Annotated in this window: 15 protein-coding genes; 6 read left to right on the top strand and 9 right to left on the bottom strand. The window is 67.1% G+C overall.

Going from position 1 to position 20,724, the window contains the following annotated elements; all coding sequences use genetic code 11:
* On the bottom strand, positions 1-1,027 hold a 1,027-nt coding region (gene argC / locus VF697_RS15345; RefSeq protein WP_331095643.1), incomplete at its 3' end, for an N-acetyl-gamma-glutamyl-phosphate reductase.
* Between the two features lie 20 nt (positions 1,028-1,047).
* Between argC and VF697_RS15340 the strand changes: the two genes are divergently transcribed.
* Both VF697_RS15340 and VF697_RS15335 read left to right on the top strand, forming a co-directional pair.
* Positions 1,048-3,657: a TonB-dependent receptor gene (locus VF697_RS15340; protein WP_331095641.1), complete on the top strand. Its 2,610-nt coding sequence runs from the start codon at positions 1,048-1,050 to the stop codon at positions 3,655-3,657.
* Positions 3,654-4,781: a hypothetical protein gene (locus VF697_RS15335; protein ID WP_331095639.1), complete on the top strand. Its 1,128-nt coding sequence runs from the start codon at positions 3,654-3,656 to the stop codon at positions 4,779-4,781. Before VF697_RS15340 ends, VF697_RS15335 begins: the two co-directional genes overlap by 4 nt.
* Before the next feature lie 151 nt (positions 4,782-4,932).
* Here VF697_RS15335 and VF697_RS15330 read toward each other — a convergent pair whose 3' ends face one another.
* Positions 4,933-7,584 carry a kelch repeat-containing protein gene (locus tag VF697_RS15330; protein WP_331095637.1) on the bottom strand — a complete coding sequence of 884 codons (2,652 nt, stop codon included), beginning with the start codon at positions 7,582-7,584 and terminating at the stop codon, positions 4,933-4,935.
* 465 nt (positions 7,585-8,049) lie between these two features.
* Here VF697_RS15330 and VF697_RS15325 point away from each other — a divergent pair, with 465 nt between their 5' ends.
* Both VF697_RS15325 and VF697_RS15320 read left to right on the top strand, forming a co-directional pair.
* On the top strand, positions 8,050-8,442 hold the full coding sequence (locus tag VF697_RS15325; RefSeq protein ID WP_331095635.1) for a hypothetical protein: 393 nt from the start codon (positions 8,050-8,052) through the stop codon (positions 8,440-8,442).
* A 382-nt stretch (positions 8,443-8,824) separates the two neighbouring features.
* On the top strand, positions 8,825-9,592 hold the full coding sequence (locus VF697_RS15320) for a hypothetical protein (protein WP_331095633.1): 768 nt from the start codon (positions 8,825-8,827) through the stop codon (positions 9,590-9,592).
* A gap of 22 nt (positions 9,593-9,614) precedes the next feature.
* Here the strand turns inward: VF697_RS15320 and VF697_RS15315 are convergent, their stop codons facing one another.
* The 6 genes from VF697_RS15315 to VF697_RS15290 form a co-directional block, all read right to left on the bottom strand.
* Complete coding sequence (locus VF697_RS15315; protein WP_331095631.1) at positions 9,615-11,219, bottom strand: carboxypeptidase regulatory-like domain-containing protein; 1,605 nt, start codon at positions 11,217-11,219, stop codon at positions 9,615-9,617.
* The gene (locus VF697_RS15310; protein ID WP_331095629.1) at positions 11,216-11,632 is read right to left on the bottom strand and encodes a hypothetical protein; all 417 of its coding nucleotides are present in this window, start codon (positions 11,630-11,632) and stop codon (positions 11,216-11,218) included. Before VF697_RS15310 ends, VF697_RS15315 begins: the two co-directional genes overlap by 4 nt.
* Before the next feature lie 266 nt (positions 11,633-11,898).
* On the bottom strand, positions 11,899-13,803 hold the full coding sequence (locus VF697_RS15305) for a sigma 54-interacting transcriptional regulator (protein WP_331095627.1): 1,905 nt from the start codon (positions 13,801-13,803) through the stop codon (positions 11,899-11,901).
* A gap of 12 nt (positions 13,804-13,815) precedes the next feature.
* Positions 13,816-14,802 carry a hypothetical protein gene (locus VF697_RS15300; protein WP_331095626.1) on the bottom strand — a complete coding sequence of 329 codons (987 nt, stop codon included), beginning with the start codon at positions 14,800-14,802 and terminating at the stop codon, positions 13,816-13,818.
* Positions 14,799-16,598 carry a serine/threonine-protein kinase gene (locus tag VF697_RS15295; protein WP_331095624.1) on the bottom strand — a complete coding sequence of 600 codons (1,800 nt, stop codon included), beginning with the start codon at positions 16,596-16,598 and terminating at the stop codon, positions 14,799-14,801. The genes VF697_RS15300 and VF697_RS15295 overlap by 4 nt, the downstream gene beginning before the upstream one ends.
* 116 nt (positions 16,599-16,714) lie before the next feature.
* The gene (locus tag VF697_RS15290; protein WP_331095622.1) at positions 16,715-17,203 is read right to left on the bottom strand and encodes a tetratricopeptide repeat protein; all 489 of its coding nucleotides are present in this window, start codon (positions 17,201-17,203) and stop codon (positions 16,715-16,717) included.
* Between the two features lie 179 nt (positions 17,204-17,382).
* On the opposite strand from VF697_RS15290, the gene VF697_RS15285 reads away from it, so the two are divergent.
* Entirely contained in the window at positions 17,383-18,705 is a 1,323-nt protein-coding gene (locus VF697_RS15285; RefSeq protein WP_331095620.1) for a serine protease, read from the top strand.
* The gene (locus tag VF697_RS15280; RefSeq protein ID WP_331095618.1) at positions 18,693-19,664 is read left to right on the top strand and encodes an FHA domain-containing protein; all 972 of its coding nucleotides are present in this window, start codon (positions 18,693-18,695) and stop codon (positions 19,662-19,664) included. Before VF697_RS15285 ends, VF697_RS15280 begins: the two co-directional genes overlap by 13 nt.
* A gap of 6 nt (positions 19,665-19,670) precedes the next feature.
* Here the strand turns inward: VF697_RS15280 and VF697_RS15275 are convergent, their stop codons facing one another.
* Positions 19,671-20,456, bottom strand: coding sequence for a hypothetical protein (locus VF697_RS15275; protein ID WP_331095616.1), 786 nt, complete (start codon positions 20,454-20,456; stop codon positions 19,671-19,673).
* Between the last annotated feature and the right edge of the window lie 268 nt (positions 20,457-20,724).

Raw genomic sequence — 20,724 nt, 5'->3', positions numbered from 1 at the left:
TCGTCTCCTCCCACCCCATCATCAGGTTGAGGTTCTGGACGGCCTGACCGGCCGCGCCCTTCACCAGGTTGTCGATGGCCGCCGTCACCACCACGCGGCCCGGGTCGAAGCCCGTGCTGTCCACGCCCACCGCCAGCATGCAGCGGTTGGTGCCCACCACGGCCTTGAGGCCCACCGCGTCCGGCGAGTCCAGCACGGTGACGAACGGGGTGGAGGCGTAGGCCCGCTCCAAGGCGGCGCGGGCCTCGGCGGCGGTGGCGCCCGAGCGCAGGCGCCCGTAGGCCGTGACGAGGATGCCCCGCTTGAGCGGCAGCAGGTGCGCGGTGAAGGTGAGGGGCACCGTGCGGCCGGCCGAGAGCGCCAGCGACTGGGCGATCTCCGGCGTGTGCTGGTGGCGCAGCACGCGGTAGGCGCGGAAGTCCTCGTCCACCTCGCTGAAGCTCAGCTCCTCCGAGCCCTTGCGCCCGGCGCCCGTGGTGCCCGAGGCGGCGTCGAAGATGATCGAGCCCTCGTCGAGCAGCCCAGCCTGGAGGAGGGGCGCCACGGACAGCGCGCACGCCGTGGCGTAGCAGCCCGGGTTGGCCACCAGCCGCGCGCTCGGAATCCGCTCGCGGACGAGCTCCGGCAGTCCGTACACGGCTTGCGGGAGCAGCTCGGGCGCCGAGTGGGTGAAGTTGTAGAAGGCCGGGTAGGTGGCCACGTCCTGGAGGCGGAAGGCGCCGGAGAGATCGATCACCCGCACGCCCGAGGCGAGCAGCCCGGGCACCAGCTCCAGGGAGGACTCGGCCGGGGTGGCGAGCAGGACCACCTCGCACTCGCGCGCCAGCTCCGCGCTCTTGTCCAGGGGCGCGTAGCGCAGCGCTCCCGCGGGGCCCATGAGGCCCAGCCGGCGGGACACGGCGTCGCCCTGCCACCTGTCGCTGGTCACCAGCCGCAGCTCCACCTTCTCGTGGGCCGCCAGGATGTGCGTGGCCTCGACGCCGGAGTAGCCGGATGCGCCAATGATGCCGACGGGAGTCTTATGCATGGATTTATGCATGGGCGTGCATGAATATTCGCTACCCTGCATACAAGCAAGTGACAAATGCATATTCCCGCCGCCTCCGGGTGGGGGAGGGGCGGGAGCGGATCCGACGCGGGGCGTGGACGATCAGCGCGTGGGGAGGAGGGTGGAGTAGCTGCCGTCTTTCAGCATCTGTGGGGGCTCTCGTTCGCCGGCTTCTCGGTTCACTATGCGTAAAATGCCTGACACATGTACGGCACGCGTGGCACGCCTCTCTCTTCGTCCATGAGAGGCTCCGCCCCATGGGTGTTGAGTGCCGAGTACCCACGACTCATGGGATTGGGGGTCCCACTCGAGGCCAGGCACAGGCCTCGCGCTTACCTGTGTCGGGTTTCCTAGTTGCGCGGAAGAAGCGGCGCTCCTGGGCCGGGTGGGTTCTCGCGGGGATCTTGGGCGGGACTCCGGTAACGACCCAGGCTGAAGACCCTCTCCCAAAGGGAGAGGGAATCAGCGCGGCTCCAAAGGAGCAGGAGAGCAAGGGAGAGCAGCGGGAGACCACCGTCACGGCGCGGGCTTCCGAGGACGCGGGACTTCCCGAGGGCCGTGCTTCCAGTACCATCCGCCGGGCAGACCTTGAGCGCCGCCTGCCCCGCTCTGCTCCGGACGCGCTTCGCTACGAGCCCGGCGTCTTCGTCCAGCAAACTGGCCACGGTCAGGGCTCCGCCTTCATTCGCGGCCTCACTGGCCAGCAGACATTGCTTCTCTTCGACGGCATCCGTCTCAACAACAGCACCTACCGCCAGGGCCCTAACCAGTACTTCTTCACCCTCGACGCCCACACCATTGCGTCTCTAGACGTGCTGCGCGGAGGCGGCTCCACCCGCTTCGGCTCCGATGCCCTGGGTGGTGTCGTGCTGACCCATCCGTTGGAGCCCTCCCTCTCTGGTGAAGGATCCTGGGCCCGTCCCCGTCTCCGCCTCCGGGGGGCCAGCGCCGACCGTGAGCGGGGCGGCCGCATGCAACTTGAAGCCGGCTGGGGTGACCGTGTGGGCTTCGTCGGTGGTGTCGGTGGCCGACGGGTGGGGCTCCTGGAGAGCTCGGGTCCGGTGAACAACCTCGCTGATGGCGGGCTTCCCGACGTGCCTCGCTTCGCCCCCGACGGGCGCACCCAACTCGGCACCGGCTTCAACGAGCTTACCGCGGATGGACGGGCTCTGTGGCGCCTTGCTCCCGGCCACACCCTGACCCTCGCGGGTTATCTCTATCGCCAGTACGAAGCGCCGCGCACGGACCAGTGTGCGCCTCCGTACGCTCCCCATGATGAGTGCCTGCGCTACGAGCAGCAGTTTCGCACGCTTGCCTACGCCACCTGGAATGCCAAGTCGCTCGGTTCCCGGCTCCAGGATGCCCGCGTCACGCTCTCCTGGCAGCGCCAGCACGAGCGCCGTCGCCACGACCGCCCCGCTTCCTCCGTTTATTCGATCGGGGAAGATGATGTGGACACGTTGGGCTTCACCGCCCAGGCGCGCACCCGGCACTTCGAGCTGCCTGGTGGCCACTCGTTGGAGCTTGGCTACGGCCTGGACACCTACGTGGACTTCCTGCGCTCCGAGGCCACCACTGGCTTTACCGACGTGAATATCTCGGTGCGGCGCAGTCGTGGGCAATACCTTGATGGCTCCTGGTACCTCTACGGCGGCGCCTTCCTCGACGGCGAGCTCCTGCTGCCCCACCACGTGGTGGTGCGTGCCGGCACGCGAGCCTCGTGGATAGCCGCGCATGCGCTGGGGGACGCTGAGTCTGGCTCGTCTCCGGTGGATCGCGCGTGGTGGCCAGTGGTGGGCCACGCTGGGGCAGAGTGGACGCCCGTGGAGGGCCTTACCCTGCTAGCCAACGTGGACCGGTCCTTCCGAGCGCCCAACCTCGACGACCTCACCTCGCGCCAGCAGACGGGCCCGGGCTTCCAATTCGAAAACCCCGATCTTGCCCCGGAGAGGGCCACGACCCTGGAGGCGGGTATGCGGGTGCGTACTGCGCCGGTGACGCTCCAGCTCTGGGCTTTCTCCCTGCTGTTGCAGGACGCGGTAGGCAAGCGGCCCCGGAACACCGGCGACTGTCCGCCAAACACCCCCCAGTGCTTGGCTTCCTGGTCACGCCTCCAGCTCGTCAACGCACGGGAGCTATCCAAGCTGCGCGGGCTGGAAGCAGCCGTGCGATTGCGGCTGCTGCCGGGCTTCGTCTCCACGGCCACCTTCGCGTGGACGTGGGGGGAGGGCCCCAACCTGGGTGACCCACCGTCGGACCCGTCCCTGTCGTTCGAGCATCGGGTACCGCTGTCGCGCGTGCCCCCACTCAACGGCACAGTGGAGCTGGCCTGGACGCACCCGCTGGGCTTCGGCGCGGGCGGGGCATTGCGTTGGGCCGCCGCGCAGACGCGGCTCGCGGTGGCGGACCGTGCGGACGCACGCATTCCCTTGGGGGGCACGCCGGGCTTCTCCGTGTTCGACGCCCGTTTCTCCTACCGCCGGGGCGACGTGCTGATGGTGGCCCTGGTCGTGGAAAACCTGCTGGATACCCCCTACCGCTATCACGGCTCGAGCGTGAATGGCCCGGGCCGAGGCGTCATCTTCTCTCTGGAGGGAGCCCTGCCGTGAATGAACCTCAGTCGAAGTCCCCGCGTCGCCGTTTCTCTGTCGTGATGCTGGCCTCCGCGCTTACTGCCTGCGGCGGAGGCAATCTTGACCCCAACGACCACAAGCCTCCCGTTACCGATGCACAGGGCGAGTGCATCAACAAGCCCACGTACACGGAGAACATGAGCGCATGCGCGCCACTGTCCACAGACTATCAGCCGCGCATGGCGGGCTCAGCCTCCGATTCGTGGCCAGCGTGCATTTCGGACGACAACACCTACCACCGCCTTTACAACAGCATTTCCACCGTCGGTCGCGTGGCTGCCTTCGAATACATCGCCGATACGCTCTGGAGGGGCGCGAAGGTACCAGCAGTGGAGGACTTTACGCAGGCACGTCTGCGGTACACGGAGTCCGAGGGGCTGGGGTCGCGGGTGGAGCGGCGCGAGGACATCCACTACCCAGCACCGCCTGCGCCGTGCAACTCGAGCGCCAGCATTCCTGCGGACTTCCCGGACCGGTGCGTGGGGCCCGCCAAGCTAAGGCCCCTCATCAACGAGTCCTTCGCCGCAGGGATGAGGGGCGAATCACCACGCGTGAACGCTGCGCGCATCGAGGCGGCGCTGCTGTGGTTCCTCTACGTGTCGCCGCTCTCCGAAGTAACGAGCTGCACCAACAAGGATGCGGATTGCGACAGCGTATGGGCCTACTACTCGGGGGGAACGCCGCGCGCGGAGCCGGTGGGGCTAGGGCGTTACGTGAAGGAGTTGGCGCCGGAGACGCACGAGCGCGCGTACGACGCGACGCTAGCGGTGCGCTGCTGGCGCGACCTGGACCGAGCGACCCCAGCTGCCCAACTTGAGCTGAGAGACCAGGCTCGGGCACAGCTGGACAAGGCGGCCCTGCGAGGCATGGCGGTCATCGTGCGCCAGCGCTTCCAAGAACTGTCCTGCACGTCCGGTGAGACGAAGGAGGCGCGTTGGGCCTTCCTGAAGGTGCTGGTGCCGCTGCTCGACCGCGAGGCGCGCGCCCGTGACGTGGCACAGGCGAACGTGTTGAAGTCCCAGATGGAGAAAGCGGTTCCGGACGAAGTGGACGTGTTGGCGGCTGTGACGGCCCTGGACGCGCTCTTTTCCTGCCCGTGAGCCACGTCTCCTCTCATTTGGATAGGGGAGGGACTTTTCTGGCCCAGGGGACTGCTTGAGCAGCACCTCACGGGATTGATTGAAAATGACACGCCCCGGGCTGAAGCATACCCCGGGGCGCATGAGGCCAAGCTGGGTAGGTTGGTAGGCTCTATGGCGAGAGCAACTCCGCCGAACCCTGCCTTACCTTGCTATCCCCACTAATGACCAGCACGTCACCGGTGTCGAGCACGGTCATCGTGTGACGTTCGCGCGGGTAGTTCATGCTGCAGGTGGGGTACCAGAGACCGGTCACCGGGTTGTACAGCTCGACCGAGTCCTGGATGGGCGTGTAGTCATTGTAGCCACCCGTCACGAGCACCATGCCCGTCTTGAGCAGGACCGCCGCGTGCCTGGCGCGTGGTTGTTTCATGCTCCCGGCGGGGGCCCAGGTGTTCGTGCGCCAGTCGAAGATATCGGTCGAGGACCCGCCGACGATATCCGTGGTGCTGCCGCCAGCCACCAGCACGCGGCCATCCGGTAACAGGGTCGCCGTGTGCTCGACACGCGCCGCACTCATGTCGCCGACTGCGGTCCAGAGACCTGTGGCTGGGTTGTACACCTCGGCTGAAGCGAGCGGGACCTTGCCAGAGCCATAGCCGCCAGTCACCAGGACACGACCATCCGGCAGCAGGGTGGCCGTGTGGTGGCGACGTGCCGTGACCAGACTCCCCGTAGGCGTCCAGGTGCCAGCCGGGTTATACAGTTCCGCAGTGGCAGTGGAGGTCCCATTGTCACTGAAGTCATCGGGGTCATTGATATTACCGCCAACGACGAGGACGCGACCGCTGTCGGGTAGCAGGGTGGCGGTGTGCTGGGTACGCCCCTGGTTCATGTTGCCGGTGGAAGTCCATTCCCTGGTGCCGTCAGCGTCATACACCCTGGCCGTGGCATCCGATTCTCCGTTCAGGCCACCAGCGACGAGGATGTCGCCGTCGAGAAGCACGGTGGCGGTGTGCTTGCGACGGGTATCCCAATTGTACCATGGCGGATCTGTATGTTTGGTGGTGCTCCAGCCGGTGACCGGGTGGTACAGGCGGGTGGTAAATGGATTGGTACCGCCGATGCTGAGCACCTCACCGCTCTTCAGCAGCACGGCCTTGTGCTGGAGTATCCCGATCTTCTGATCCGTCGGGCTGTCTTCCGGAAGGTTGACGGTCACGTCTTTCCAGCAAACCTTGGGGAGGATGGTCACGTCGCTGAGCACGGGGGAAACGGTGGGGAGCGTGGTGCGCAGCAGGGCCTTGACCTGGAGGTGACGACCGCTCATACCAGAGAAGAGTGTGTGATTGGACACCTCGACGAACTCCTGAGACTCCAGCGCGGCAAGGTCATCCGCGGCCCGCGCGAACATGCGGATGCTGGTGCCAGCGGGAGTGGAGCCCTGCGGCTCGAGGTTCCAGTGCAGGTATCCCCAAGTGGTCCCTGGCTTGCCGCCGTCCTGTACGACCGTCCAATCACCCTCGCGCATCGTGAAATGACGGTGCTGGAAGCCCGTCATGTCCCAGTACGAATACGGATGTCCTCCCGCAGGATACGACTGGATGCTGACGCCGGGGTGGACACGAGTCACGGTGTTGCTGTTTTGGTTGGCGGTCCAGATCGTGTTATCGTTGGCGATTGCCACGCCCAATGTGCCCGCAGCTGTCGGATAGCTCCCCAGGAAGGTGCCTGCGGAGTTGAAGCGCAGCAGGCGGTTATTGAGATAGCAGGCTGCCCAGATATCTCCCTCGCCATCCACCGCAATGCCTCGGGTGCCGCCCGAGCAGTCCACGGTGCTGGGAACGGGCATGACGTTGACCGTTCCCGCTCCCGCGTTGAAATCCACCCGCACCACACCACCATTTCTGTAATAACTCCAGTTGCCCAGCCAGACGATGCCGTGCTTGTCAACGGCGATGCCGTAAGTAGCTACGGGTGAGTAGAGCACTTTCACCCGAGTGCCCTCGGGAGCGTTCGGGTCGATCCTCTGAATTGCTCCGTAGTTGATGTCCGAGGTATAGATAAAGCCCCCGGGACCAATGGCGATTCCGTAGATGCGTGGAAAGTAGAGGCCGGTCTCTTTGTTGGGGTCGATGATCTGCAGCAACTCACCGGTCTTGTTGCTCAACTTGTGGAGTTTGGAGGTGGCATAGCCGCCCAGCCACAGGTTCTGATCGGCATCTACTGCTACCGAGCGTCCGTGATCGCCGGGCGCCGCGTAGGTCCTCGTCCATAGGATGCACTCGTCGGCTTGCCCGAGGTACTCCGCTGGGTTGCTGATGTTGATGAGACCATTGCTGTCGGCATCCTGTGAGGTGTCAATCTTTCCGTTGCCGTTGCGATCCACACATTGGCCCGGCCCGCCAAACTTGGTGACGGACGGGATAGTAACGCTTCCGTTGGTGCAGAAGCCGCGGTTGGCCACGAAGGCGTTGCCGGCGGCATCCACCGTCGTGCGCGACGGTGAGTTGCAGCCACTGCGCGGCGCTGGCACTGGCGGGATGCTGCCGTCCCAATTCTTCGCCAGCACGGAGTCGTATATGGCTACCTGGCGACCGGTCCTCGTGTCGATCTTGGTCACCGTATCCTGGGCGTAGTTGGCAACCCACAGATAGGGATCGACCAGGGGAGGTTTATCGAGGCTGATCTGGAGTTGGTTGATCCCAGGCGCATCATGGTTGACACCCTTGAGATTGCCTTTGTCGAAGTCGGCATTCAGCGTGTAGGTGTTTCCTGCCTGGACCAAGCAGGGCCATATCAGGGCCAGCATACTGGCGACCATGAGACACTTCGCTGCATGTAGCTTCAAGGTACCCTCCTCCGGCTCACTAACGAGCCGACCCTCATACCTGGCTTGGCGGTTGAGTTACTGGATGCCAAGCATTTGAGAGCGAGCAGCAGCGTAACGTTTCGCAGTACTTGGAAAAGCGGGGAAGCTTACACGCGGCGTGAAATGTTGGGAGGTCGCCTTAAACTCAGAGTGAAATGCAGCCTGGGTGACATCCGCATGTTGAACTCGCGAAAAACAGGAGTTGCATCCTGCCTCAATCACGGCGCGGATGAATCTCCGTTTTCTGGTATTGGCTGCTCCGCGCACTCCCTCAAAAATGTTCAAGCGTCTGTGCTCCCCTTGGAGAGACGTGAATCAGGGAACCCCCGGGGAGGGTACTCTCTTCATGTAGTCAAAGGGATTCTCTTCGGAGGTAATGCCAGGCCATGGCTGGCCGGTGAATCGGGCCAGGAGATTATGGACAGCCGTTTCAGCGGCGCGGCGGACTTCCGGGGCAGGATCCTGGAGCTGGATCTGTTGCAAGGCATCCAGGTGCTCTTGGCGCGCATACTCCCCGAGGAACTGCAGTGCCTCGATGCGCTGCTGGGGCTTCGTATCGTGACGGGCCGTGGCGAGAGCCTCCTCAAGAGTGCTGGCGACTTGGTCCTGGCGGAGTTCCGCAGATCCGTGGTTCTCGGCTGTCCTAGGTGTGGTCTGGAGAGGGAAGCCCGTGGCCGCAGGGCGAGGTGTCACGAGCTGGTTGCTACCAAGTTGCGTGCTTCCGGTCCGGCTGGTCCTTTGGCGTCTCAAGGCCGGGCCGACGACAACCTCCGCTGGCGGCTGCTCCTCGTCGATACCTGGCAGCCATGAATAGAGCCCGGCTAGTATCAGGCTGCTCACTCCTACAGAGACAAGGGCGATCCTCGTTGCGCTCATGTTTACCTCCTCTGCGAGACTTGGGGCCAGCCGCGCATTCCAGCTTTTCTGTTTCCGCAGCGACTTTATTCTCCAACAAGGCTTGCTACTTCAAAAACACGGCGGATAGCGTTTCAAAAACCCTCGTCCTGTTCTTCCCGAGTCAGACATGAATGCAAGATTTGCGACGTTCCTGCTGGCAGTGATGTTCTCCGGCAGCAGGGCCCTGGGCGAGACTCCTCCGCCCAAATCTCCCCCTAGCCTTCAGGTTCCCTTCGAAGCCAGGGCCCTGCGACGGCTGGAACTGTTCCGAGGCCCTGAGCCCAAGCAGAACGACATGAGCGAGGTGGCCGCAGGCATGGTTGTTACCGTGTCATCGTGGGTTGGTGAGAAGACCTGGGAGGGTCAGCCGGAGCAAGTGGTACAAGTGAAATTGGACGGAACGAGCACCTACTACGCGTTGCTGTCGCGACTGGAGCCGCTGAAGAAGGGGGCGGGGGTTCCAACCACCACAGAAGCAGCAGGGCTGCTCTTCACGAAGGTGCCAGAGAGTCGGCGGAACTGGTGCGAGCAGTTTGCCCGCCGCCTATTAGTGTCCTCGGATGAATCGACAATCCTCATCTACTCGGGCTCAGCGGATGATGAGTGCGCGGGCTACCTGGCACTGGTCACAGACACGGGCACGGCCAAGGGGGCCCGGGTGTTGGCCCAGGCCCGGCGAGGACCTGTTCAGTCCGTGGTTCTCCACCAACTCCCCCAGGGCCCAGCATTGATCCAGCTTGATGAGTCCTTGCCAGCTAATGCTCGTGTCACCGGCATTCGCCGTACCTTCCTCGGTCTCGCCAAGCCCGCGCTGAAGGAGTTGCTGTCGGTGGACATCCGGCGCGATGAGCTGGCGCCAGAGCACAAGAACTCCGTGCTGGCGGAGGTGGAGGTAACGCCCTCTGAGCAAGGCCTGGACATCGAGGTGCGCCGCACGGAGCTGCAGGTGATACTGGCCACTGGTGCCGAGCGCAGCTACGTGCGGCAAACTCGGAACTACCGTTACGCCAACGGTAAGCTGTCACCGCAGCAGCCGTCGAGGCGAAGTGAGCTTGCCCCATAATGGAGGCAGAGGCTGCCACCGCTCAGCGCGTGGGGAGGAGGGTGGAGTAGCTGCCGCTCTGGTCCGTCAGCGTCTGCGAGAGCAGCAGGGCGGACGGCTTTCCCTCCACGTCCACCACGCGGAAGAAGCGGACGGAGGCGTAGGGGGCGGCCGGCGACATCACCCGCTCGCCCCCGAAGCTCACGTGCCCGGTGACGCGGCGGCCCTTGGAGAGGGTGAAGGAGGACAACTCCTGGACCCCCCCGGGCGTGTCCTCTCCGGGACGCACCGTCACGATGCGGCTGACGCGGGGCAGGCCGTCGGCGGGGAGGAAGTCGAGTCGGTACTGGCCCGGGTCGAGCGCGAGCTCGAAGCGGCCCAGGTCATCCGTGGGCCGGGTGGCCTCGACCCGGTACGAGGGCCGGGGCCAGCCGTTCAGCTCGGCGACTGGCTCGGCCACCACCCTCACGCCCGCGGCGGGCCGCGAGCCGCTCGGCAGTTGCAGGGTGCCCTGGACCTTCATCCGGTCCCCGCACGTCACCTCCTGCGCCAGGGTGAGGCCCGCGCGGGGCACCGTGAGGGACTTGAGGGTGATGCCGGCGCGCGAGCTCGGCGGGGGGACGACATGGAGCATCATCGGCTCAATGGCGCTCGCGAGCGTGAGGGCCTCGAAGACGCCGTTGGCGTCCGTCAACACCCTTCGGCTGCTGTACTGGCCGCCGCCGCCCACCTTGCCCTGCAGGTATACCGTGGCCTGTGCCACCGGCTGTCCTTCCAGGTCCTTCACCCGGCCCCGCACGGTGGTTGGCAGGCCGTAGTCGCCCATCGACAGCGGCTCCTGGATGCCCTGGCGCGGGTTCACGTTGAACAGCTTCTGCGGCACCAGGGCCTCCGCCGACGTGGGCAGCACCTGGATGAGCACGTTGGGCAGCAAGGCGGCCGAGGGCGGGAGCGACAGGGTGAGCTCACCCGTGGCGCGCTTCACCGCGACGCGCTGGGAGAGGGGACGCAGCGCCTCGTCCAGGGCTTGCGCCTCCATGTCCACATCCACCGGCAGCCCGTCCCGACCCACCACCTTCCCCGAGAGCCGGACGAGCGAGGTGGAGACGGGCAGGGTGAAGTCCAGCGTCACCGCGCGGCCCGGCTGCACGTCCCGGGTGGTGCTCTGGGGCGGCAGCTCGGGGTTGGCCGCGAGCAGGGTGACGGTGTAGCGCCCGGAGGCCACCGGCAGCGAGTAGCCGCTGCTCTCCGGAGTGAGGGTCGTCTCGTGGCGGCGGATCACCCCGGGGATGAGCAGGCTCTCGCCCGTCAGGCGCAGGGTGACGGGGGCCGAGTACGTGCTGGAGGTGGACGCGCCCTCCACGCGCACCTGCCCCTGGAGGGTGGCCGGATCGAACAGCTCGATGTTCTGCTCGCTGCGCAGGTCCTCCACCCGGAAGTCCTGGGCGTACAGGCCGCCCTTGGGATCGGGCACCACCTCCACCCGGATGTTCTTGCCGGGATCGCCGCAGCCCTCGGGGAAGCACACCTCGTTGTCGCCGCACTCGTTGTCGTTGCGGCAGCTGATGACGGTGTCTTCGGGGTCCCCCGGGGCGCAGCCCGTGACGAGGGCCGCCAGCAACAACACGGTCGTGGAGAGCCTTCTCATGGGCAGCCTCCTCCGGGCTCGGTCCGCACGAACCACACATAGGTGGCGGTGTAGCCCGGGTCCCTGAAATCCGTCCCGTCCTGGAGCTTGTGGATGAAGGCGTTGGGCTCGCGGCCCACCAGGCCGTTGTCGGAGACGACCACCTCGATGACATGGTCTCCGGGCGTGTTCAGGCGGCTGTACTCCACCGAGCCGAACTGCGGGGTGAAGTAGGCGCGCTGGTCTCGCACCGCCTTGTCGCCCGAGGCGAGCCCATCCACGTTGTCCGCGCCCCGGGGCTGGTTGGGGTCGTAGTCGATGAACCAGTGGGCAGTGAGGTTGTCGCCCAGATCGGGATCCTCGACGATGACGGAGAACTGCAGCTCGCACACGTCGGAGCCGTAGCCTCGGATGATGCGCTCGGAGGGTTGCACCTGCTTCTCCACGATCCGGGGGGGGCGGTTGCGTGGGATGGGGAACTCGTTGAGGTAGCTCTCCTCCTGGGGGAGGAGACACCCCGCGGACGCCCATACGGCGACCCCGAGCCCCAGCCACTTCCTGGAGGGGGGCCCTAGCAAGTCACTGGCCAATCGGCGGAGAGAGGATTTCATCGTCGGAACGGGGGGTTACCGAGGGTGGCACAGGCAGCGGTCGCGGGAAACCGCGACAGCCCTGTCACGAGAGGCCCACGCTCGAAAAGTCACAGCAGCTCGTCGTCGCCGCCCTCGTCGGGCGGGAGCGGCCCGCCGTTCTTCTCGGCCTCGAGCTTCTCGAAGTGACGGAAGATGGTGCGCGGATCCACGCCCAGGTCCTTGGCCGTCTTGGTCTTGTTGCGGTTGTTCCGCTCGTAGACCTCCTGGATGTACTGCTTCTGCCAGCGCTCACGCGCCTCGGACAGGGGCAGCACCGGCTCCAGGTTCTCCGGCCGCAGGTCCAGGTCGTCCGGCCCGAGCAGCGGCTTGTCCGCGAGCACCACCGCCTTCTTGATGCGGTTCTCCAGCTCGCGGATGTTGCCCGGCCAGCCGTACTTCTTCATGGCCACCGTGGTGGAGGGCGAGAAGCCCTTGCCCTTCGAGTTGAACTCCTTGGCGTACTTCTGGAGGAAGTACTTGCCCAGGACGAAGAGGTCCTCCCCGCGCTCGCGCAGGGGCGGCAGCTTCAGCGTCACCACGTTGAGGCGGTAGTAGAGGTCCTCACGGAAGGTGCCCTTGCGCACCTCGTCCTCCAGCACCCGGTTGGTGGCCGTCACCACGCGGATGTCCACCGGCTCGCCCCGGTGGTCGCCCACCTTGTAGACGACCTTCTCCTGCAGCGCGCGCAGCAGCTTCACCTGGAGCTGGAGCGGCAGCTCGCCAATCTCGTCCAGGAAGAGCGTGCCGCCGATGGCCGCCTGGAACTTGCCCACCTTGGTGTTCACCGCGCCGGTGAAGGCGCCGCGCACGTGGCCGAAGAGCTCGCTCTCCAGCAGGTTCTCGGGGATGGCGCCGCAGTTGATGGTGATGAAGGGGCCCTTGGCGCGCGGCGAGCGGCGGTGGAGCTCCCGGGCGATCAGCTCCTTGCCCGTGCCCGTCTCGCCCGTGATGAGGACGGAGATGTCCGTGGGGGCGATCTTGTCGATGCGCTTGTACACGTCGAGCATGCCCTGGCACGCGCCGACGATCTCCCCATAGTGGGTGTCGTCCAGCCGCTTGCGCAGCTCGGTGTTGTCCAGCTTCAGGTCGTTCACCAGCAGCGCGTTCTGGATGAGCAGCAGCGCCTGGGCCGCGAAGATGGTGAGCATGTCCAGGCTCTTGGGCTCGAACCGGTTCACCAGCCGGTCATTTCCCACGTAGAGCACGCCGAACAGCTCATCATGGCGCACCAGCGGCACGCACATGACGGACAGCAGCTGGAGGTTCACCACGGACTTGCTGGCCTTGAACTCGGGATCGTCCAGCGCGTCGCTGACGATGAGCGGCTTGCGGCTGCGCACCACCTTCTCGACGATGGAGTCGGACACCCGCTCCTCCGCGTCGATGAGGTTCTCCCGCGTGACGTTGCGCGCCACCTTCACGCGCAGCTCGCCGTTCTCCCGGAGGATGAGGAAGCCCTTGTCCGCCCGCGTCACCTCGATGGCCTCGTCCAGCAGGCTCTCCAGCAGCTCGTCCCGGCTGGAGGTGCCCAGCAGGCGCTCGCTGAAGGCGGTGAGGCGGCGCAGCAGCACCAGCTCGCGGCCCACCACGCCCGGCATGTCGCGGGTGTGCGAGTCCGGATCCGTCGTCGACTCCGCCTCCTGCGCCGCGGGCATGGCGGCCAGGGTCAGCGGCGGGCGCTTGGGGGCGGCGTCCTCGCGGGCGAAGACGAGCTCGGTGCCGCCCACGCGGATGACGTCGTCCGTGGCCAGCACGTGGTTGTCGCGCTTCTTCCCGTTCACCTGGAAGGTCGCTCCCAGGCTGCCGAGCTGGTAGCGCGTGCCGTCGAAGAGGAGGTGCAGGGCGCTGTCCGGGACGGACGGATCCTCCACCTGCACATCGTTGTCGGCCGAGCGGCCGATGCTGGTGATGCGCTTGTGGAGGGCAACCGTACGGACCTTGCCATCGGGGGTGCGGACGGAGAGGCTGGCCATGTCGACGCGTTCCTAGAAGGCGAGGGTGAAGCCCGCGCCGGCGCCGCCGGGCGTGGGGAAGACGTGCAGCTGGGCGCGCGGCGCGGGGTCCGGTGTGGACTCCCGGGGCGGGGGGGGCGGCGCGGAGGCGGGGAGGGTCTCGATGTGCGTGTCCACCACCTGCTCCTGGTGGTGGACGAGGGCGTCCGCCACACCCACCGCGTACACCGCGTAGAAGCCCGCGGCCGAGCCCCACTTGAGCCACGTCCACGCCTGGGCCTGGGGGACGCTCTCGGTGGGGATGTAGCGCACGGGGACTTCCTTGGGCCCGCGGATGTCGTCCACCATCACGTCCTTCGTCTCGATGAGGCCGTTGTAGGCGAAATAGGAGATGAGGCTGGTGACGGCCAGCGCGCCCTGGGTGGCCGCGAAGAGGGTGCCCAGGCCGGTGCGGCCCTGCTGGAACTGGCCCGCGCCGAAGGGGACGAAGTTCACCAGGAAGCTGCGCTTCTCCACCTGGCGTACCGTCACCTGCCGCGACAGCGTCTCCACGCGGCGACGCTGCTCCTCGGAGGCCACGCGCTCGCGCTCCCGGCGCTCGGTCTCCGTGCGCTCGCGCTCCACCCGCAGCAGCCGCTCCTGGCGCACCAGGTCCAGCTCCGCCGACATCTGCTCGCGGATGCCGTCCAGGTACGCCACCGCCGGCGGGGGCATCGCGAAGGGGTCCAGGTTGAAGTCCGGCTCCAGCCGCAGCAGCGCGCGGAAGTGCCGCCCGGCGTCCTCGGTGCGGTTGAGGTTGAAGGCGCTCAGCCCAGCCAGCTTGTGCAGCTCCGCCAGGTCCTTGTCGGACAGGCGGCCCCGGTCGATGCGCCGGCCCGCTCGGTCGAGCACCTCGGCATAGCGGCCGTACTCGAAGGTGGCGCGCAGGGTATTCACCTCCGGATCCGCCGGCTCCTCGGCGAGCACGGCCCCGGGGACGAGCAGCCCCACCAGCAGCAGCATGCGCAGGCAGCGGCTCATTCGGCGACGAGTGCCCCGCGCAGGGTGAGGGACTTGCCGGGCTCGAGGAGCACCGAGCGCTTCTCGGTGAGGTACCCGTTGTGGCTCACCTCGTACTCCACGCGGTGCTGGAAGCTCGCCGGTCCGCGGGGCGAGCGGATCTCGAAGGGGTGCTCCTGCGTGTCCCGGATGGCGCGCGTCTCGGAGCCCACGCGCACCACGGCGTCCGCGGGCTCGTACTGGAAGGACAGCCGCGAGGGCTTGAGCAGAGCGCGCAGGCGGAAGACGTTCTCCGCCCCGGCGCGCACCTCGATCGTCTCCCGGGCGTCCTCGCAGTAGTCGCAGGAGATGGTGACGGTGTGCGGGCCCGGCGTCACCTCCAGCGTGTGCTGCGCGAGCGGCTGCGCGCTGGGCTGTCCGTTGTCCACGCGGATGGTGCCGTAGGGGCGCACCAGGATGGAGATGGGCACCGGCGCGAGGCGGACGGGCTCGACACGCGCGGGGGGGCGCCGGGCGGGCGCGGGCTCCACCGCGGCGAGGACCGGAGGGGAGGGGACCTGGGGCTGCTCCGGAGCCGGCGCCTTCCGCGCCTCGGGGACGGGCGTGGGCGGCACCCCGGACGTGGGCCCGGCTCCGGGCAGGACGTCCGGAGCGGGGGGCTGCTGGCTTCGCTGAAAGAGCTGGAGGCCCACGCCGAGCCCGGCGACGACGAGCAGGCCCGCGCCCAGCTTCACCCCCCGGGCGCGCCACTGCTTCATCCGGCGCTCCCGCTCCAATCCTCCGAGGAGCGCCAGCGCCCGCGCGTTGGTCGCATCGAGCGCGAGCACCTGGTTGAGGCAGGCGAGCGCCTTGGACGTGCGCTTCTCCGCGAGCAGCCGCTCCCCGCGCTCGAGCCGGGTGGCGATGATCCGCGGGCGCATCAGCTTCTGGTAGGAGAGCGGGTCGGCGAAGAAGGACGCGAGCTCCTCGCCCACGCGCGCGAAGCCGAGCCCCGCCAGGTAGTCCCCGAGCGCGTCGCGCAACTGGCCCGCGTGCGCGTAGCGGCGGCTCGGGTCCCTCGCCAGGCAGGTGGCGCAGATGTCCGCCAGCTCGTCCGAGAGCGTGGGGGCCCGCTGGCGCGGATCCTCGTAGTTGCCATCGAGGATGCGCTTGAGCGTGGCGGTGGCGTTGGGGGCCGTGAAGGGCAGCCGCCCGACGATGAAGGCGTAGAGGATGGTGCCCAGCGAGAAGATGTCCGCCGCGGCACTGGCATCCTGGCCCTCGATGATCTCCGGGGCCATGTGCGCCGGCGAGCCCACCAGCGCGCCGGTGACGGTCATCCGCTCCTCGATGTCGAGCAGCTTGGCGATGCCGAAGTCCATCAGCTTGAGGACGCCGTCCTCGCGCACCATCACGTTCTCGGGCTTGAGATCGCGGTGGATGACGCCTTCCTCGTGGGCATGGGCGAGCGCGGTGGCGATCTCATGGACGACCATGGCGGCCAGCTCGGGCGGCTCCAGCAGGCCCAGCTCGTCCACGTAGTCCTTGAGGGTGCGGCCGCGCACGTACTCGGTGACGAGGAAGGCGCTGTGCGCGCCCTCGGCCGAGAAGTCGAACACCTCGAGGATGTTGGGGTGGTGCAGCCGCGCCACCGCCTTGGCCTCGCGGGCGAGCCGCCGTCGCGACTCGTCCTTGCCGGCCAGGTGCGGATGCAGCACCTTCACCGCCACCTCGCGGTCCAGGGCCGTGTCCAGCCCCTTGTACACGACGCTCATGCCCCCCGAGCCCAGCTCCTCGAGGATGCGGTAGCGACCGATCTGTCGACCGACGAGCGTCATGTCTTCCGCGTCTCGGGTGGTGAAGCAGGAGGACGCGATTGTCAGGGGGGATACGGCGGCCATGACAGCGACGTCGGGGTTTGATTCTAGGAGCCGACCCCGGAGGGTGCAAAGCGTCAATCGCGCTTGAGGCGACGTCGCGCGGCCAGCCGGTCCAGCAGGGCCTGGAGGAGCGGCTCGGCCTGCCGGGGCAACTCGCGGTCCGTGGGCGAGTGGACCGGGAGTGCGCGGGCGAGCCGGTACACCTCCACGAGCCGCTCGCGCAGCAGCTCGCTCTGGGGCTGCTCCTGGAGGGCACGGCGGTAGGCGGCGGCCGCGCCCACGTAGTCCCCCAGGACGAAGAGCCGCTCGCCCTCGCTCACGGGGGTGGAGGGGCTCTGGGGCACCACCGGCTCGGCCTCGGCGCTGGCGCGCAGGGACTGGAGCACCTGGAGCTCCTGGGGCTGGAGCATCTCGCGCAGGTTGCTCAGCCTGAGGGCCAGCGACGGGTCCTCGGGGAAGGCCCGGCAGAGTGACTCGTAGAGGCTCACCGCCTCACTCAGCTCTCCGCGACGCAGGGCGCGTTCGGCATGTGCGACCATTTCGGCGCGGGCTTCGGGGCTCATCTCGGGCGCAAGGTTACCGTGCGGGGCGGGGATGTCACGGGTCCTCGGGCCCGAGGCTTTCGTGCTCCGCTGCCTGCCTGCTACCTGAAATTTTCAGTGTTGACTTTAAAATTATGCCTGCATGGTTGGTGGGCGTGCGAGCCTCGCGAGGTGGACACGTCTCCTAGTGTGGGCCTCCCATGCTGAAGTTCCTCCTCCTCACCGCGCTGACCCAGGCCCCGGCTCCAGGCGTCCCCACGGGCGCCCCGGACGCGGGCACGCAGGCCGTCGTTCCCCCGCTGCCCGTGGCCACGCTGCCCCCGGCCACTCACGAGCTCTTCGAGCGCATCAAGGGCCGCGTGGCCCAGGTGCGCATCATCGAGCGACGCAGCGGCACCAAATCGACCATCGGCTCGGGGTTCTTCGTGAGCGCCGAGGGACACGCTCTCACCAACTACCACGTCGTCTCCAGCATCGTTCACCACCCGGAGGACTACACCGCCGAGCTGGTGCGCGACGGCAAGGACACCGAGGCGGTGCCCGTGCGGCTGGTGGACGTGGACGTGGTGCATGACCTGGCCGTCATCCAGCTGGACGGGCCGGTGAAGGACTGGTTCGTGCTGGCGGACCGGGAGCCCCCCCAGGGCACGCGGCTGTACGCCATGGGCAACCCGCACGACCTGGGCACCACCATCGTCGAGGGCACCTACAACGGCCTCATCCAGGACGCGCTCTACGACAAGGTGCACTTCAGCGGCGCCATCAACTCGGGCATGAGTGGTGGCCCCACGGTATCGAGCGAGGGCCAGGTGGTGGGCGTCAACGTGGCCTCGATGGGCAACCAGCTCGGCTTCCTGGTGCCGGTGACCCACGCCCGGGCGCTGCTGGAGCGGGCCCGGCAGGTGAAGGAGAGCAGCCCCTCGACGCTGCTGGCCCAGGTGGGCGCGCAGTTGCTGGACAGCCAGCAACGCATCGCCGAGCGCCTCCTGGCCGAGCCCGTGCCCACGCAGCTGCTCGGGGACTACCGCGTGCCCGGCCGCTGGCTGCCGTTCCTCAAGTGCTGGGGTGATACCCCACACGAGCCGGAGAACCCGTACACCATCACCAGCTACCAGTGCTCGTCCGAGGAGGACATCTTCCTGAGCTCGGACCACCGCACGGGGGTGGTGGCCTATGACCACGCCTTCGTGTCGAGCGACAAGCTCGGGGCGCTGCGCTTCTCGGCGCTCTACACGGCCACCTTCGGCAACGACTCGGGCGGCGTGGACGCCACGAAGGAGGATGTGACGAACTTCCGCTGCAAGGTGGAGTTCGTGAAGGTGGGCGGCATCCCGGTGCGCACCGCCCTGTGCCTGCGCGCCTATAAGAAGCTCCCCGGGCTGTACGACCTGGCGCTCCGGGTGGCCACGCTCAACGCGAGCACCTCGGGCGTGCAGACGAGCCTGGACCTGGCGGGGTTCTCCGCGGACAACGCACGCGCCATCGCGCGCCGCTACCTGGAGGCGCTCGCATGGACGAAGTGATCTTCCTGGAGGTACTGGAGGGAGACGCGGTGCACCTGCGTCACCGGCTGGAGCGCTTCCCGGTGACGGTGGGCCGCGGGTACGGCAACGACATCATCCTGGATGATCCCAAGGTGTCGACCTCGCACCTGCGCATCGAGCGCACGGAGGAGGGGAAGCTGGTGCTGCGGGACGTGGGCAGCCGCAACGGCACCTTCCAGGTGGAGCCCTGGGCACGGCTGGCGGAGTTGGAGCTCACGAACGACGCGCGGGTGGCGGCGGGGGACACGGTGCTGCGCTTCCGGAGCCGGTCGCACGCGGTGGAGGACACCCTGGTCGCGGAAGTCCCCGTGGCCCCACGCGGCCGCCTCTTCGATCGACCCTTCGCCTTCCCGGCGATGCTGGCCCTGACCGTGGTGGCCTCCATCCTTCACGAGTACCTGACGAACTACCAGAAGACGGACTGGGGCTCGCTGGCGCTGTCGGTGTTCGTGCCCGTGTTCACCGCCTTCGCCTGGGCGGGCCTCTGGTCCGTCGCGAGCAAGGTGGCGCGCCGGGTGTTCTACTTCGGGGCGCACGGCACCATCGGGAGCCTGTCGCTGCTGGGGGTGATCGTCATTCCAGTGGTGTTGACGCCGCTGACGTACGGACTGGCGCTGGGCACGTGGGTGCGGTGGTTGTTCCTGGTGGTCTACCTGGGGTGGATGGGGTTCGTGCTCTTCTGGCACCTGCGCTACGTGTCGCGCACGAAGCCGAGGCGCCTGGCGGTCACGCTGGCGGTGATCCTGGTGTGTTTCGGGGCGCTGACCCAAGCGGACTCGCTGCTGGGCGAGGAGGACTTCACGTCCTCGTTGGAGCTCGAGCGCAGGCTGCTGCCGCCGGCCTTCCAGGTGGCGCCCTCGAAGTCGGTGGATGCCTTCTTCGAGGACACCCAGGACCTTCAGAAGAAGGTGGACGCCCTGGCGAAGGAGAAGCCCTGAGATGAGTTACGGCGCTCTGGTGTCCAGCTCCTGTTGAGTGGGGATGCGGATCAGCAAGCGCAGCCCTTGGCGGCGCTTGTAGCCCGTGGAGTAGAGCGCGTTGCCGATGGAGACCACCGCCGGACGTGGGGGCTCGGGTTGGGTCGCCAGCCAAGCCTCCGCCTCTTCTTGGTTCGCGAAGGACTCGAGGGGGCGAGATGTCCTGGTGAAGCGGATGCTCTCCAGGTAGTCCTCGAAGCCATACTCCTCGCCCACGTGCATCACGAAGTCGAAGGCTATCTTGGCGGTTCTGATGGCCTCGAGTTCCTCGGGTGAGGAGATGTGCTTCTCCAGCTGGTAGAGGTTATCGCAGGTCCTCCTATAGAGCTTGAAGAGGCTGAACCTCTCGCCGGGGCCTGGTTTTGGAGGCTCGGGCGCTTCCTCCTCTTCATCGCTCTGCGTCAGTTCCTCGGGTGAGGGCTGGCGGAGCAACTTCCGGTAGTTGAGAGCGCGTGCGTCGACGACGGTATAGAAGTCATTCGCTGCCCCGATGGTTGCCCCGTGGGGCGGGGCAGGGTGATTCCGCAGCCAGGTCTCAGCCTCTTCCCTGGTAGCGAAGGACAGGAGGGGCGTCACAGGGGCGGTATCGAAGCTCTCGAAAAACCCCTTGAATTCATCCGCCTCGCCTCTTCCCAGGATGAAGTGCAGGAGGGTCTTGGAGGTCTTGAGCGCGTCGAATTGCTCCGAGGTGGATGCGTGCCGTTCCACCTCGTGGAGCAGCGCCAGGGTGTTCTGGATGAGATCGGGGCTCATGACTCTCTTCAAGTTGCTACGAGCGCGACAGGAGCCAGGATGACGAGTCCTGCACCGGCCGAGAGGGTCACGAGTCCTGGCCGCCGCGCCGCCGACGGGTTCAACTGAATCATCCTGGCTAAATCAGTGGAAGGAAGTCCTTTCAGGGGGAGGTTCCGGTCGCGATCGGGAGGCGGGTGGGGCTCGGCGGACAGAGGACCCTCCGGGCTCGGTTTTGAAAAACCTGTCCGACAGTCGGACAGGTTTCCGAAAAGTGCGGCCGGAAGGC

This window comes from Archangium sp. (assembly GCF_036388035.1).
Classification (GTDB): domain Bacteria; phylum Myxococcota; class Myxococcia; order Myxococcales; family Myxococcaceae; genus Archangium.
Note: the sequence above shows the minus strand (reverse complement) of the source record. Positions and strands in the feature narration are given on the sequence as shown.

Bases quoted from the DNA above. Each gene is read 5' to 3' on its own strand.
- VF697_RS15285 (WP_331095620.1), top strand. From the start codon at position 17,383: ATGCTGAAGTTCCTCCTCCTCACCGCGCTGACCCAGGCCCCGGCTCCA.
- VF697_RS15315 (WP_331095631.1), bottom strand. From the start codon at position 11,219: ATGAGAAGGCTCTCCACGACCGTGTTGTTGCTGGCGGCCCTCGTCACG.
- VF697_RS15325 (WP_331095635.1), top strand. From the start codon at position 8,050: ATGGACAGCCGTTTCAGCGGCGCGGCGGACTTCCGGGGCAGGATCCTG.
- VF697_RS15275 (WP_331095616.1), bottom strand. From the start codon at position 20,456: ATGAGCCCCGATCTCATCCAGAACACCCTGGCGCTGCTCCACGAGGTG.
- VF697_RS15340 (WP_331095641.1), top strand. From the start codon at position 1,048: ATGAATATTCGCTACCCTGCATACAAGCAAGTGACAAATGCATATTCC.
- VF697_RS15295 (WP_331095624.1), bottom strand. From the start codon at position 16,598: ATGACGCTCGTCGGTCGACAGATCGGTCGCTACCGCATCCTCGAGGAG.
- VF697_RS15330 (WP_331095637.1), bottom strand. From the start codon at position 7,584: ATGGTCGCCAGTATGCTGGCCCTGATATGGCCCTGCTTGGTCCAGGCA.
- VF697_RS15280 (WP_331095618.1), top strand. From the start codon at position 18,693: ATGGACGAAGTGATCTTCCTGGAGGTACTGGAGGGAGACGCGGTGCAC.
- VF697_RS15320 (WP_331095633.1), top strand. From the start codon at position 8,825: ATGAGCGAGGTGGCCGCAGGCATGGTTGTTACCGTGTCATCGTGGGTT.
- VF697_RS15305 (WP_331095627.1), bottom strand. From the start codon at position 13,803: ATGGCCAGCCTCTCCGTCCGCACCCCCGATGGCAAGGTCCGTACGGTT.
- VF697_RS15290 (WP_331095622.1), bottom strand. From the start codon at position 17,203: ATGAGCCCCGAAGCCCGCGCCGAAATGGTCGCACATGCCGAACGCGCC.
- VF697_RS15300 (WP_331095626.1), bottom strand. From the start codon at position 14,802: ATGAGCCGCTGCCTGCGCATGCTGCTGCTGGTGGGGCTGCTCGTCCCC.